This is a genomic window from Anabaena sp. CCY 0017 (genome assembly GCF_963920885.1).
Taxonomy (GTDB): Bacteria; Cyanobacteriota; Cyanobacteriia; order Cyanobacteriales; family Nostocaceae; genus Nodularia.
Window position 1 is genome coordinate 206,582 of the sequence record NZ_CAWUDG010000007.1, and the last position, 14,282, is coordinate 220,863.

14 protein-coding genes are annotated in these 14,282 nt (G+C 41.8%); 11 read left to right on the forward strand and 3 right to left on the reverse strand.

The window, feature by feature from the left end; translation table 11 throughout:
- Positions 1–51 precede the first annotated feature (51 nt).
- A complete protein-coding gene (locus ACM0OW_RS11550; RefSeq protein WP_414550238.1) occupies positions 52–396 on the reverse strand; it encodes a hypothetical protein in 345 nt (114 codons plus the stop codon).
- A 266-nt stretch (positions 397–662) separates the two neighbouring features.
- Between ACM0OW_RS11550 and ACM0OW_RS11555 the strand changes: the two genes are divergently transcribed.
- The 4 genes from ACM0OW_RS11555 to ACM0OW_RS11570 all read left to right on the forward strand — a co-directional run bounded on the left by ACM0OW_RS11555 (position 663) and on the right by ACM0OW_RS11570 (position 4,168).
- Positions 663–1,187 (forward strand): hypothetical protein, encoded by a 525-nt coding sequence (locus ACM0OW_RS11555; protein ID WP_414550239.1) that lies wholly within the window; start codon positions 663–665, stop codon positions 1,185–1,187.
- Positions 1,188–1,297: 110 nt separating this feature from the next.
- Complete coding sequence (locus ACM0OW_RS11560; protein ID WP_414550241.1) at positions 1,298–1,474, forward strand: hypothetical protein; 177 nt, start codon at positions 1,298–1,300, stop codon at positions 1,472–1,474.
- Between the two features lie 171 nt (positions 1,475–1,645).
- Positions 1,646–2,800, forward strand: coding sequence for an NAD-dependent epimerase/dehydratase family protein (locus ACM0OW_RS11565; protein ID WP_414550242.1), 1,155 nt, complete (start codon positions 1,646–1,648; stop codon positions 2,798–2,800).
- 231 nt (positions 2,801–3,031) lie between these two features.
- On the forward strand, positions 3,032–4,168 hold the full coding sequence (locus ACM0OW_RS11570) for a glycosyltransferase family 4 protein (RefSeq protein ID WP_414550243.1): 1,137 nt from the start codon (positions 3,032–3,034) through the stop codon (positions 4,166–4,168).
- Positions 4,169–4,482: 314 nt separating this feature from the next.
- Here the strand turns inward: ACM0OW_RS11570 and ACM0OW_RS11575 are convergent, their stop codons facing one another.
- Positions 4,483–4,743 (reverse strand): hypothetical protein, encoded by a 261-nt coding sequence (locus ACM0OW_RS11575; RefSeq protein ID WP_414550245.1) that lies wholly within the window; start codon positions 4,741–4,743, stop codon positions 4,483–4,485.
- A 763-nt stretch (positions 4,744–5,506) separates the two neighbouring features.
- On the opposite strand from ACM0OW_RS11575, the gene purC reads away from it, so the two are divergent.
- The 7 genes from purC to ACM0OW_RS11610 all read left to right on the forward strand — a co-directional run bounded on the left by purC (position 5,507) and on the right by ACM0OW_RS11610 (position 13,939).
- A complete protein-coding gene (gene purC, locus ACM0OW_RS11580) occupies positions 5,507–6,244 on the forward strand; it encodes a phosphoribosylaminoimidazolesuccinocarboxamide synthase (RefSeq protein WP_414550246.1) in 738 nt (245 codons plus the stop codon).
- Positions 6,245–6,382: 138 nt separating this feature from the next.
- Positions 6,383–8,665, forward strand: coding sequence for a BamA/TamA family outer membrane protein (locus ACM0OW_RS11585; protein WP_414550247.1), 2,283 nt, complete (start codon positions 6,383–6,385; stop codon positions 8,663–8,665).
- Between the two features lie 176 nt (positions 8,666–8,841).
- Entirely contained in the window at positions 8,842–9,678 is an 837-nt protein-coding gene (gene lpxC / locus ACM0OW_RS11590; RefSeq protein WP_414550248.1) for a UDP-3-O-acyl-N-acetylglucosamine deacetylase, read from the forward strand.
- A gap of 69 nt (positions 9,679–9,747) precedes the next feature.
- Positions 9,748–10,257 (forward strand): 3-hydroxyacyl-ACP dehydratase FabZ, encoded by a 510-nt coding sequence (fabZ, locus tag ACM0OW_RS11595; RefSeq protein ID WP_414550249.1) that lies wholly within the window; start codon positions 9,748–9,750, stop codon positions 10,255–10,257.
- 222 nt (positions 10,258–10,479) lie between these two features.
- Positions 10,480–11,298, forward strand: a complete 819-nt coding sequence (gene lpxA, locus ACM0OW_RS11600; protein ID WP_414550250.1) for an acyl-ACP--UDP-N-acetylglucosamine O-acyltransferase — start codon at positions 10,480–10,482, stop codon at positions 11,296–11,298.
- Between the two features lie 70 nt (positions 11,299–11,368).
- A complete protein-coding gene (lpxB, locus tag ACM0OW_RS11605) occupies positions 11,369–12,535 on the forward strand; it encodes a lipid-A-disaccharide synthase (RefSeq protein ID WP_414550251.1) in 1,167 nt (388 codons plus the stop codon).
- Between the two features lie 48 nt (positions 12,536–12,583).
- The gene (locus tag ACM0OW_RS11610; protein ID WP_414550252.1) at positions 12,584–13,939 is read left to right on the forward strand and encodes a DNA cytosine methyltransferase; all 1,356 of its coding nucleotides are present in this window, start codon (positions 12,584–12,586) and stop codon (positions 13,937–13,939) included.
- 75 nt (positions 13,940–14,014) lie between these two features.
- On the opposite strand, the gene ACM0OW_RS11615 is transcribed toward ACM0OW_RS11610, so the two are convergent.
- Positions 14,015–14,275 (reverse strand): DUF4351 domain-containing protein, encoded by a 261-nt coding sequence (locus ACM0OW_RS11615; RefSeq protein ID WP_414550253.1) that lies wholly within the window; start codon positions 14,273–14,275, stop codon positions 14,015–14,017.
- Positions 14,276–14,282: the final 7 nt, after the last annotated feature.

The following is a 14,282-nucleotide window of genomic DNA, read 5'->3' on the forward strand; positions in this document are numbered from 1 at the left end:
GTTTGTTGGTTGTGGCAACCGAATCATGAACTGTTCATTCATCATTCTTACCTAGCAAGGAACCAATTCTTCCTCACCCTTGGGATGAGTTTCATCTTTTTCCATCTCGTCAATGGATAGATGCTCTGGGATTATTCCTGCTTGACTGCTCATGGCAATCAGTTCCCCATCACGTAAGACTAATGAACTCTCACACTCTGGACAGGAGTAAATTCGATGCGTTCGTCCATAGGCAGAAGCTTCAACTTCCTCAACTAGTTCTGAGTTAGCTAGGTAGAAGACTAGGGCGCGTTCGGCAAGCTCTGACATCGGTTCTGAATCAATAGCTGAACGAATCTTCAGTTTTTTGTGAAGTTCTGGCGACAGATATAAAGTAACCTTTTGCTTAGTTTGCATATAACTCTTTGACGGCCTTACCCGGGTATGTATATTACGTTATCGGTTCCTTTCTCAGATGTCAAGACATTAAAGCGTTTTGACATCAAATTTGTTACATTCCTTTACATTACTCAATGACATAGTTATTGAACTGAGTTATTTATCAAACATTTACCTATTTCTGCTCATGCAACTAACCAGTGTAAAAAATTCGGTAATTTATTGATATAAATCGGCTTATCTGGTAAATTTGAAACATAAGTGACTTGAGAATAAATATAATTATGTCTACCACTACAGTAAAAACCTGTAGTTTAAAACAGCGAATTTATACTAAAATTATCAGCCTTAGCAGCAAGACTGCCTTGTTATTGAGTCTATGGAGTTGTACAGGCGGCAGTTTCCTCGCTCCTAAAGTCACATGGAATACTTATACTAATTCGCGTTATGATTTTGAATTTCCATATCCCAGTAATTGGAATACCTTGCCAGATCAAGCAAACAATGATGGAACTGTTTTGGTATCACCAATAAATAATTATGTAGAAATTCGGGCATGGGCTGGTTATCAGATACCTGAGTCAATCGAACAAAATAGTAAAATAACGCATAATCCCAACTTTGAAACAGCTCAAGGTGTATCTGGAGTGCTACTTGTAGAAGTTGACCAGCAAATAACCTCAATGTCATTGAGTCTCACTAAAGATGAAGTCCAATATTACTGGCAGGCGCGCAGCCAGAATGAAGAATTTTCAGCTTACTATCATTTGTTTTACTACATCGCCTACCAGTACAGGATTCAGGAGTAGGAGAAAGTAAAAAAATGGGGAAGCATAACCAAAATTTTTATTCCTCTTCATCCCCGCCATCATCTTTATCTGCCTGATTTTCTCACCCAAAATCACCTATTTTTACAAGAATGATGGTTGAGAGGGTACAGAAACCTGATAGATTTAGCTATCAGCGAGTAAAAACTGGTGAAGTTCACCAACCTCACCCTTTAAGGGTGACGATTGCCCAAACCAGTTTGGGTGACGTAAGAGGTGAATACCGCATTGAGACAAGGTTTGGTACACACGGCTCAATACTTCCCTAGTTGAGCCTCCTGTAAGCTTAATTGGTTAAGCGTTGGGTCAAGCCAAGACATTCTAACCTTGTTGCACCGAAGGGACTTAAACTGGTTTGCTGGTTCCTGGGCTTATCGCCATTTAAAAACCAGTATTTAAAAAGCCGTGCTAAAAGCACGGGGTTTCTACCCATTTTTCTGATGAAAGTCCTGGTAATTGGTGGTGATGGATATTGCGGTTGGGCAACTGCACTTTACCTTTCCAACCGAGGTTACGAAGTTGGAATTTTAGATAGTTTGGTGCGGCGGCACTGGGATAATGAATTGGGTATCGAAACTCTTACTCCCATAGCACCAATTCAGCAACGCCTCCAGCGCTGGCAAGATTTGACTGGTAAATGTATCGACCTATTCGTTGGCGATATTACTAATTACGAATTTCTCAAGCAAGTTTTACACCAATTTGAGCCGAACGCCCTCGTGCATTTTGGTGAACAACGTTCAGCGCCCTTTTCGATGATTGACCGAGAACACGCCGTTCTCACTCAGGTTAATAATGTCGTCGGCACTTTAAACTTGCTGTACGCCATGCGAGAAGATTTCCCAGATTGCCACATGGTGAAACTGGGAACAATGGGTGAATATGGTACACCCAACATTGATATTGAAGAAGGGTTCATCACAATTGAACACAATGGCCGCAAAGATACCCTACCGTATCCGAAGCAGCCTGGTTCGATGTACCACTTGAGCAAAGTTCATGATAGTCACAATATCAACTTTGCTTGCCGCACTTGGGGACTGCGGGCTACAGACCTAAATCAAGGGATAGTTTATGGCGTTCTGACCGAAGAAACGGGAATGGACGAAATGTTAATTAATCGCCTTGATTATGATGGAGTATTTGGTACAGCCCTGAACCGTTTCTGTATTCAAGCTGCGATCGCTCACCCGCTAACCGTCTACGGTACAGGTGGACAAACTCGCGGCTTCTTGGATATTCGGGATACAGTGCGATGTATTGAACTAGCGATCGCTAACCCAGCTGCACCGGGCGAATTCCGAGTATTTAACCAATTTACTGAACTATTCAGCATTGGTGACTTGGCATTAATGGTCAAAAAAGCGGGGAATGCGATTGGACTAAATGTGGATATCAATCACCTGGATAACCCCAGAGTTGAAAGAGAAGAACATTACTTCAACGCCAAAAATACAAAATTGCTGGATCTCGGTTTACAGCCGCACTATCTCTCTGATTCCTTACTTGATTCGCTGCTAAACTTTGCAGTCAAGTATCAAACACGAGTTGATCACAAGCAAATTCTGCCCAAGGTTTCTTGGCACAGAAAGTAGATTCAAGCCTGTTGGAAACTGTTCGTCATGTCTTAGCAAAACATGATGGACAGTTAATTTTTAGTGCTGAGTTCGGAGTGCTGAGTGCTGAGTTTTGAGTATTAACCAGCAAGGCGGACTTACCATAAAGTCGGCACAGTCAGGATTTGTACGTATAGCCTCAGACTTCCAATCTGCGGGTAATTGACGCAATGTAAAAGAATCTGGGATTATCTGCTTATCTAGTTTTTTATGAGAATCGCTTTATTTACTGAAACCTTTCTGCCCAAAATTGACGGCATAGTAACGCGCCTACGCCATACCGTTGACCATCTACAACGCAATGGCGACCAAGTACTAGTATTTGCCCCTGATGGTGGGATTACTGAACACAAGGGAGCAAAAGTTTACGGTGTGACTGGTTTTCCTCTGCCATTGTATCCAGAGTTGAAAATGGCTTTACCCCGTCCTGCCATTGGTTATGCTTTAGAAGAATTTCAGCCAGATATTATTCATGTGGTGAATCCAGCTGTTTTAGGATTGGCTGGGATTTTTTATAGCAAGATGCTGAAAATTCCGCTAGTTGCATCTTACCATACCCATTTACCTCAATATCTCCAGCATTACGGTTTGGGAATGCTCGAAGGGTTTCTGTGGGAATTACTCAAAGGCGCTCATAATCAAGCCGCTTTAAATCTTTGTACCTCCACAGTGATGAAGGAAGAACTCACTGGACACGGTATTGAACGGGTAAAGGTGTGGCAAAGAGGTGTGGATACAGAATTCTTTCATCCTGATTTAGCTAATTTGGAGATGCGATCGCGTCTATCCCAAAATCACCCAGAGAGTCCCTTATTACTTTATGTTGGCCGTCTTTCCGCCGAAAAAGAAATTGAGCGCATCAAGCCCATTTTAGAGGCAATTCCCGATGCACGATTAGCATTGGTGGGAGATGGTCCCCACCGTCAAGAATTAGAGAAACATTTTGCAGACACTGACACTCATTTTGTCGGGTATCTTACAGGACAAGAATTAGGTTCTGCCTTTGCTAGCGCTGATGCCTTTATTTTTCCTTCTCGGACAGAAACACTAGGCTTAGTTCTCCTAGAAGCAATGGCCGCTGGCTGTCCAGTCGTCGCAGCCCGTTCTGGGGGGATTCCTGATATTGTGACAGACGGTGTAAATGGCTATCTTTTTGAGCCGACAGCAGATATTCAAGATGCCATTAATGCTACTGTTAACCTCCTGGAACACAAACAAGAACGAGAAGTAATTCGTCAAAACGCCCGCAAAGAAGCAGAAAATTGGGGATGGTCAGCTGCTACTTATCAGTTGCAAGACTACTATCAAAAAGTGGTATTTGCAGAAAAACTGACAACAGTAGCTTGAATCGGTCAACAGTGAACAGTTACCAGTAATCAAGGCGTATGGTGGGAGACTCATAACTCATACCAAAATTCTGAGTGCTGTAAAGCCCTGTGGGCATGGCTGCGCTTAGAGCGGGAGCGAGGCGTTGAGCAGCGTGCTGAGTAAAGACCAAGTAGGGGCGGGTTTACAGATATGCTCAATTACTAATAACAATTTTCATAAACCCGCCCCTACATCAAGGCTTTCAGTAATCAAGAATGTCCTAACCTCCTTGGTGGTTGCTATAACTGATCACTGATCACTGGTAAAAAATACTTTTCCTTATTTATGGTTTCTCAGGTGGTAGTTTCTTCACCATCACTTTGAAAGGGGCTTTCGCCAATTTGCAGTTGTTTTTTCGTTTTTTTCAACTGTTTCCACAAAGCCTTGATTTGTTCGTAAGCTTCATCCGGAGCTAATTTTCCACCTGTTTCTAAATTACAGATGTAACTAATACGTTGAGCAAATTCCTGCAAATTGGCATTAAAAACCAAATTTTCAGGCTTTACATGACCATAGTAGCGTCCGCGAGGATAGAGAAAATCATCTTTATTCATTATTTTTTCGCTTTAATCTAAATATTGCTTCGTTTTGGGGATTTGCCAGAAATAAATTCTCCAACTTTCAGATCCCACACAACTTATTTGTCCTGATTTTCCTTGTCTCAAATGATTGGGTATTTTTTACTGAGAAATCCCTTAATATAGCTAAATAATTAAATACCTTAATCTTTTTTATCTCCGAGCAGAGAAGTTGATCTCAACAATTTCATTGTGACAGGGATTATACAAAAAATAGTTAATTGCGATTTTCAAGTTCCAGGATCAGGATAAAACGCGAAATGCTTTAACAACAAGCGGTATAAAAAATTGAATTACTTAATTGGCAAAATATGATACTTTTTTCTTTTTACTCTTGCTAATTAATTTCATTAAATGATACTCTATTCTCTTGGCACTGCCAATATATTTTATGGTTTATACACATATACTATTGAATGTGCTAAAAATTTCCATTCATACTGTATAAATATGTACTTTTTGAATGATTTTAAAGTTTACCTGCACCCAAATGATTATACGCAAGTAAGAAAAAATACCATAAACTAAATATAATCGTCTTCCATCAAAGGTTAGAGTTCAGTTTTACTTTTTTCTACAACTTACCCTGACTCTCGCTCTGCTAAGGTGTAGGTGCTTGACATCAGCTGATCAAGGATAGTCAACTCACCACCAATAGCGGATCTGGAATAACTAAAGATAAAATAGTTAAGCCTGACAGGGTGAACGCTGCCCACTTCCTCAAACTTTACCTTATATCATGTCTGTTTATTCCCAGTTATACGAAGGCAAAGCTAAAATTCTCTATGCAACAGACGATCCAGAAGTCTTGTTAGCTGACTTTAAAGACGATGCCACTGCTTTTAATGCCCAGAAACGTGGCAGTATTATCGACAAGGGAAAAATTAATTGTACTATTTCTAGCCAGCTATTTCAGCAATTAGAAATATATGGTATAAAAACCCACTATATTGATAGCCCTAATCCGCATCAAATGCGAGTTAAGGCTGTAAAAATTGTGCCAATAGAAGTAGTAGTAAGAAATATTGCGGCTGGTAGTCTATGTCAGCAAACAGGATTAACGGTTGGTACAGTGCTGAAACAACCTTTGGTAGAGTTTTATTACAAAAACGACCAATTGGGAGATCCACTATTAACACGCGATCGCCTATTTCTGCTAGAACTAGCAACACCGGAACAAGTAGATACAATTAACAATCTAGCATTGCAAGTCAACAAGTTTCTGCGTGATTTTTGGCAGCAATGCGGCATTACCCTAGTAGACTTCAAATTAGAATTTGGTTTGGACTCACAACAGCAAATACTTTTGGCAGATGAAATTAGCCCTGATACTTGCCGCTTGTGGAACACAACTGAAGCAGATCCTAACCTGCGGGTAATGGATAAAGACCGCTTCCGGCGTGACTTGGGGAATGTCGAGAATGCCTACCAGGAAGTTTTACAACGAGTGCTACAAGCAGTAGAAAGTAAAGCTTGAATTGTTTTTGACTGATGCCTTACGACTTATAAAGTAAAGAGGCAATAGTAAACAACTTTATTTTGACTTGATATCTTTTGCATAAGAGCATGATTGCCAAGGGAATGGTGTGTGGACGTGAAGAGGAATTTAAATAAAATGCGTTTATCTCCCGTATGGGTAGCAATGGTAGCAATGGCAACGCCATTAGGCGGTTCACTTAGTGCCAATGCCCAAACCATTAATAATAGTTCAGAACCAACAGCAGAGGTTTTCACACCAGAGATTAATCAAACGGTTCCAGCTAGTGAAACCGTCAACTTAGACTCCAACTCCACAGAAGTTCCGTCTTTTGTCACAATTCTCCCACTGACATCAGCCGAGAAGACGACCTCAGATGTCATAATTCCTACTTGGGTAACGCCACAAGTAAGTGAAACCTCTGAAGCAAGTGCGAATCTTCTCCCCCAATCGCCCAATTCGGTGACAGAAATTATCCCCCCAATACTGAGCCAATCAGTACCATCACCCACGCCCGAAACTACCCCAAGTCCGGGAAATTTAAATACTCCCAACGCCACCCCAGATGCTGAGGAACCTCGCGTACTAGTATCAGAAGTAGTTGTGAGACCTGAGACAGGACAACTAACATCAGAACTAGAAGATCAAGTTTTTAGAGTCATTCGGACTCAACCAGGCCGGACAACAACCCGATCTCAACTGCAAGAAGATATCAACGCTATCTTTGGCACTGGCTTCTTCGCCAATGTTCAAGCTGTGCCAGAAGATACACCTTTGGGTGTGCGGGTGAGCTTTGTCGTCCAACCCAACCCAGTCCTCAGTAAAGTAGAAGTGCAAGCCAATCCGGGAACTGATGTTCCTTCGGTATTGCCTCCGAGTACGGTGGATGAAGTCTTTAGCCCACAATATGGCCAAGTTCTTAACCTGCGGGAATTGCAAGAAGGGATCAAGCAGTTAACCGAGAAGTATCAAGAACAAGGCTACGTACTAGCAAATGTTATCGGTTCGCCTCAAATCTCAGAAACTGGCGTTGTTACCCTGCAAGTAGCCGAAGGGGTAGTAGAAAATCTCAAAGTCCGGTTCCGCGATCGCGAAGGTCAGGAGACAGACGCGACGGGAGAACCAATTCGGGGTCGGACACAGGAATATATAATTACACGGGAACTGGAATTAAAACCAGGTGATGTATTTAACCGCGACATAGTACAAAGAGACTTACAGAGAGTATTTGGGCTAGGGCTATTTGAAGATGTTAATGTCTCCCTTGACCCTGGGACAGACCCTAGTAAAGTTGATGTTGTGGTGAATGTAGCTGAACGTAGTACTGGTTCCATTGCTGCTGGGGCTGGGTTTAGTTCTGCTAGTGGACTATTTGGTACTGTTAGCTATCAGCAGCAAAACCTGGCGGGAAGAAACCAAAACCTGGGCGCAGAAGTACAGGTGGGACAACGGGAACTGTTGTTTGACCTCCGGTTTACAGACCCCTGGATTGCCGGTGATCCTTACAGAACTTCTTATACAGCCAATCTGTTTCGCCGCAGTTCCATTTCATTGATTTTTGATGGACAAGATGGTGATATTAGGACATTTCAACCAGAAGGTACAGATGGCGAAGGCACAGATGGCGATCGCCCCCGTGTTCTCAGATTAGGTGGTGGTATTACTTTTAACCGTCCCCTATCTCCCAACCCTTACAAAAGATCAGAATGGACTGCTTCAGCTGGATTGCAGTATCAACGCATTTCTACCCGTGATGCCGATGGTAACGTCAGACCAGAAGGAGCCGTGTTCCAAGATGGAGTACCCGGAGAATTAGTCCCCCTCAGCTTCTCAGGACAAGGGGAAGATGATTTACTGCTATTACAACTAGGCGCACAGCGCGACCTGCGGAATAATCCCTTACAACCAACCAGAGGTTCCTTTCTGCGCGTTGGAGTCGATCAGTCTGTACCAGTAGGACTAGGTAGTATCTTTCTCACTAGACTCCGAGGAAACTACAGTCAATACTTACCTGTGAACTTTACTAACTTCGCTCCAGGACCACAAACCCTAGCCTTTAACCTCCAAGGCGGTACAGTTCTGGGTGACTTACCTCCTTACGAAGCTTTTACCCTGGGTGGTAGTAACTCTGTTCGGGGTTACGAAGAAGGAGCATTAACAAGTGGACGCACTTATGTACAAGCATCTGTGGAGTATCGCTTCCCTGTTTTCTCCGTAGTTAGCGGCGCACTGTTTTTTGATGTTGGTAGTGATTTAGGAACTACAACTAGAGCAGCTGAAGCATTGAACAAAAACGGCACTGGCTACGGTTATGGACTAGGTGTGCGTGTACAATCCCCACTAGGCCCCATTCGTATTGACTACGGCATTAACGACGACGGCGATAGTCGCATCAATTTTGGCATTGGGGAAAGATTTTAAGTAGTCATTAGTCATTAGTCAATGAACTTTTGACTTTTGACTGTTGATTTTTGACTTCCGCGCAGCGGTGCTAGGCACTTGCTAATTGTGACATTTGCCTGAATACTGTTTCCATAAAGGGTTTTTTGCAAACTTCAGATGAATCATAAAAATCAAAATATATTAACTTTTCGCTCATGCAACAGCACACTATAGCAGCAGAAATCACCCAAACTGGAGTGGGACTGCATAGTGGTGTGAGTACCCATGTACGGATATTACCGTCAGAAGCAGGCAGTGGGCGCTACTTTGTCCGGGTAGATTTACCAGATTTACCAATCATTCCCGCCCAAGTTGCAGCCGTAAATCAAACTCTACTCTCAACTCAATTGGGTAAGGGTGAAGCCTGCATTCGGACAGTGGAACATTTATTGGCGGCGCTGGCGGGTATGTCGGTGGATAACGCCAGAATTGAAATTGATGGCTCAGAAGTCCCACTATTAGACGGTTCAGCCCAGATTTGGACTGAAAGTATTGCGGAAGTTGGCTTAGTCTCACAATCAATGAGCAACCCAGATCCTTTGGTGGTGCAAGAACCAATCTGGATTCATGAAAATGATGCTTTTGCTTGCGCCCTCCCTGCATCAAAAACTCGTTTTAGTTACGAGATTGATTTTGATGTAGCGGCTATTGGTAATCAATGGCACAGTTGGTCATTGAATTCGAGTTTTGCGGCAGAAATTGCCCCGGCTCGGACTTTTGGCTTACTGCACCAAATTGAACACTTACAAAAAACAGGGTTAATCAAAGGTGGTAGCTTAGATAATGCCCTGGTTTTTGGGTCTGAAGGTTTGGTAAATCCACCATTAAGATTTGCAAATGAACCAGTTCGTCATAAAATATTAGATTTAGTAGGAGATTTGAGTTTATTGGGAACTTTTCCGCAAGCTCATTTTTTAGCTTATAAAGCCAGCCATAATTTACACATTCAACTGGCTCGGAAAATTTTAGCATTGCAATTGGCTCAAGTCTAAAATCTCAATTCCTTACAGGTTTTCATCCCTGCCTACTTAAGTGATCAATTAAAAATCAACATAGCGCTAATGGCAATCGTCACTGAAGTGAATAGTCCCGATACTACTTTACCCACATCTACCCCAGAACAGATTACGGAAATTAAAACCACATTTTCATCTGAAGAAATTCAGAAATTGCTCCCCCACCGATATCCATTTTTACTTGTAGATAAAATAATTGACTATGTGCCAGGAAAATTGGCTGTAGGCGTGAAAAATGTCACTGTCAACGAACCCCAGTTTCAAGGACATTTTCCAGAACGACCACTGATGCCTGGAGTGCTAATTGTTGAGGCTATGGCACAGGTGGGAGGTATTGTTCTCAAGCAATTACCTGGGTTTGAAGATGGATTATTTGTTTTTGCTGGTATCGATAAAGTACGCTTCCGTCGCCAAGTCGTTCCCGGAGATCAGCTAGTGATGACAGTGGAACTGTTGTGGATAAAACAACGTCGTTTCGGTAAGATGCAAGCCCGTGCTGAGGTTGACGGTCAACTCGCTGCTGAAGGCGAACTAATGTTTTCTTTAATTAACTAAGAATTCTTTGTATTGCTGGTGGTTCAAGCCGTGATTTCCTCGGAAATTAAAACCTAAATAAATAAAATAGCAGTAAAAAACAATCCACAAAAGCATTTTAGAATTTCTAGAATTTCATCGCCCTTACACATAACTTGCTTTGCTCGACACTTTCGGCAACTGATTGTACAGACGCGATTAATCGCGTCTCTAGGCTTAAAAAAAAGTTCTGGAGATTCACCCTTGAAGACGCTTATTCATCCCACTGCTGTAATTCATCCTAAATCGGAACTCCACCCTACAGTGCAAGTTGGTGCCTATGCTGTGATTGGAGCGCACGTCAAAGTCGGAATGGAAACGATTATTGGCGCTCATGTAGTCCTAGAAGGGCCTTGTGAGATTGGGGCGCGAAATCAAATTTTTCCAGGCGCAGCTATTGGTATGGAACCCCAGGATCTGAAGTTTGTCGGAGAACCGACTTGGGTCAAAATTGGTGACAATAACTTAATTCGTGAGTATGTCACTATTAATCGCGCCACTGGTGCTGGGGAAGCTACGGTGATTGGCAACAATAACCTGTTAATGGCTTATGTCCACGTAGCTCATAACTGCATAATTGAAGACAATGTAATTATTCCTAACTCAGTGGCATTGGCTGGTCATGTTCACATAGAGTCACGCGCTAGGCTCGGCGGAGTTTTAGGCGTGCATCAATTTGTCCGCATTGGTCAACACGCAATGGTCGGGGGTATGGCACGTATTGACCGGGATGTGCCGCCTTATATGTTGGTGGAGGGAAATCCAGCACGGGTCAGAACCCTGAATCTAGTGGGACTAAAACGTTCTGGAATGAATTCAAACGACCTGCAAGTTCTGAAAAAAGCGTTTCGGATTCTCTATCGCTCTGGCTTAACTTTTAAGGACGCTTTAGAACAGCTTGAACAACTGGGCGAAACCGAACAATTACAATCCCTGCGTCGTTTTTTACTCCTTTCTCAAATGCCAGGAAGACGTGGCTTAATTCCGGGAAGGAAAAAACCAGGCGCGAGTGATGAGTCTTAAATTATGTAGAGACGCGATTAATCGTGTCTCTACAAGAAGTTTTTAAATCTTAATTTTTACTATTTATCAAATGCGGATATTTATCAGCACTGGCGAGGTATCTGGCGATTTGCAAGGTTCATTGCTGATTACAGCGATCCAGCGTCAAGCTGCTGCTGCGGGTTTGCAATTAGAAATTGTGGCGCTGGGTGGCGAAAAAATGGCAGCAGCTGGAGCCACTATTTTGGGGAAAACTAGTGGTATTGGTTCAATGGGTTTGATAGAATCTTTGCCTTATGTTTTCCCTACTCTTCAGGTACAACGCCAAGCGATCGCCTTTCTTAAAGACAATCCCCCTGATTTAGTGGTACTTATTGACTATATGGGGCCCAATTTGGGTATTGGTACTTATATGCAAAAGCATTTACCACAAGTACCAGTGGTTTATTACATCGCTCCTCAAGAGTGGGCTTGGTCAATTGGTTTACGTAATACATCCCGAATTGTCGGTTTTACAGATAAACTTTTAGCTATTTTCCCGGAAGAAGCCCGTTATTTTCGCGAGAACGGCGCAGAAGTTAGCTGGGTTGGTCATCCCCTCGTTGACCGGATGCAAGATGCTCCCAGTCGCCAAACAGCCCGCGCTCAATTGCAAATTCCACCAGAACAAAAGGCGATCGCACTGCTTCCCGCTTCTCGTCGTCAAGAATTAAAATATCTTTTACCAGTCATTTTTCAAGCTGCTCAAACTATTCAAGCTAAATTACCAGAAGTTCATTTTTGGATTCCTCTATCCCTAGAGGCTTATAGAGAGCCAATTGTAGCCGCAATTCAAAGTTATGGTTTACGAGCGACAATTTTATCTGGTCAACAAAAAGAACTATTTGCCGCAGCTGATTTTGCCATCACTAAATCTGGTACGGTCAACTTGGAACTGGCTTTATTAAATGTGCCGCAAGTTGTGGTTTATCGCCTCAATCCCATTACTGTGTGGATTGCGCGGAAAGTTCTCAGAGGGTCTATAGTTTTTGCTTCCCCACCTAATTTAGTGGTAATGAGGGAAATTATACCGGAGTTATTACAAGAGCAAGCCACAGCCGAGAATATTGTGCAAGCATCGATGGAATTACTGCTAAATCCTGAGCTTAGAGCGCAAACTTTGGCTGATTATGCTGAAATGCGGCAACTTTTGGGTGAAGTGGGAGTATGCGATCGCGTTGCACAAGAAATTTTGCAAATGCTACCAACTAAAGTTTAAATTTGACTTGAGGCAAGTGATTCAAATTCAGGTCAGTTTAAAGGTGTCATGGCTCATATAAAAAAAAATCCCCAAAAACGACCTATCGCCGTCGATTTATTTGCTGGTGCTGGTGGAATGACCCTTGGCTTTGAACAAGCTGGCTTTGATGTACTTGCATCTGTAGAAATAGACCCTATCCACTGTGCTACACACGAGTTTAATTTTCCTTTTTGGTCTATTTTGTGTAAATCTGTTGAAGAAATTACCAGTCAAGAAATTAGACAAAATTCAGCTATTGGCGATCGCGAAATTGATGTAGTGTTTGGCGGTCCACCATGTCAAGGTTTTTCATTAATAGGTAAACGTTCTTTTGAAGATCCTCGAAATTCTCTGGTATTTCATTACATTAAACTAGTATTAGAACTCAGCCCCAAGTTTTTTGTTATGGAAAATGTCAAGGGAATGACAGCAGGGAAACATAAAGAACTTATTGCAGAAATAATTCATAAATTTGAAATTAACGGTTATAAAGTTAGACAAAAATATCAGGTTTTAAATGCTGCTCATTTTGGAGTTCCACAAAACCGTGAAAGATTATTTATTTTGGGTTGTCGTCATGACTTAGAATTACCAAATTATCCACAACCAATTACTCAATCTGCTAAACCAAAGAAATCTGTCCTAACGAATGAATTAAACTTAACTCCTACAGTTTGGGATGCACTTCAAGACTTACCCGAAATAGAAAAATATAGTGAATTATATCAACGTGATTGGGTAGTTGCAGATTTTGGTAAACCTAGTGATTATGCTCGGCTACTTCGTGGACTTATTTCTACAAATAATGACTATTCATATCCACGTCAGTATGACTCTAGAATATTGACATCAAGTTTAAGAACAAAGCATAATTTAGAATCTATTACCAGATTTTCCGCTACACCTCATGGTAAAACGGAAAAAATTAGCCGTTTCCATAAACTTGACCCTCAAGGGATTTGTAATACTCTCAGAGCCGGAACACCTAGTAATCTAGGAGCTTTTACTTCCCCTAGACCTATACATCCCTTCATACCCAGATGTATTACTGTGCGTGAAGCAGCGCGGTTACATTCTTATCCAGATTGGTTTCGGTTACACATCACAAAATGGCATGGATTTAGACAAATAGGAAATTCTGTTCCCCCTTTATTAGCTAAAGCAGTCGCCTCGAAAATAATGGAAAAACTGAATGTTTCTCCGTGTAAACCCGAAGAAATAAAAATATTAGATAATGATAGTTTATTGATGTACGATATGTCGAAAGCTGCTCAACATTACGGTGTTGATTCCCGGATAATAGAGCCGAGAGTTAGAAAAATAGTTAATAAAAAAAAGTTATGTCAAACTAATAATTTTGATATGGAGTGTATTGAGCTTTGACTTTAAAATCTTAAAAGGATTAGCCCTGATGCTACTGGGTTGCGACTTCACTATCTCGTCGGAGCTAATTTAATTTTAAGTTGGGTGATTATCCAACCAATTGCGTAAATCATCAACTGTGGAAAAATCCCATAACTCCTCACCTAAACTTTCCACAATATCCAAGTCATAAGACCTAATACGATTTTCTAAGTCTCTATCAATTTCTCCCAACTTACGTTTGATTTGACGGATAATCAAATCTTTCTCCCGTTCAATCCCTCGTTCAATCCCTTGCTCAATCCCTTGTTCAATTCCTTGTCTCATCCAACTGGTAACAATTTGCATAACTTCCATGATTTAT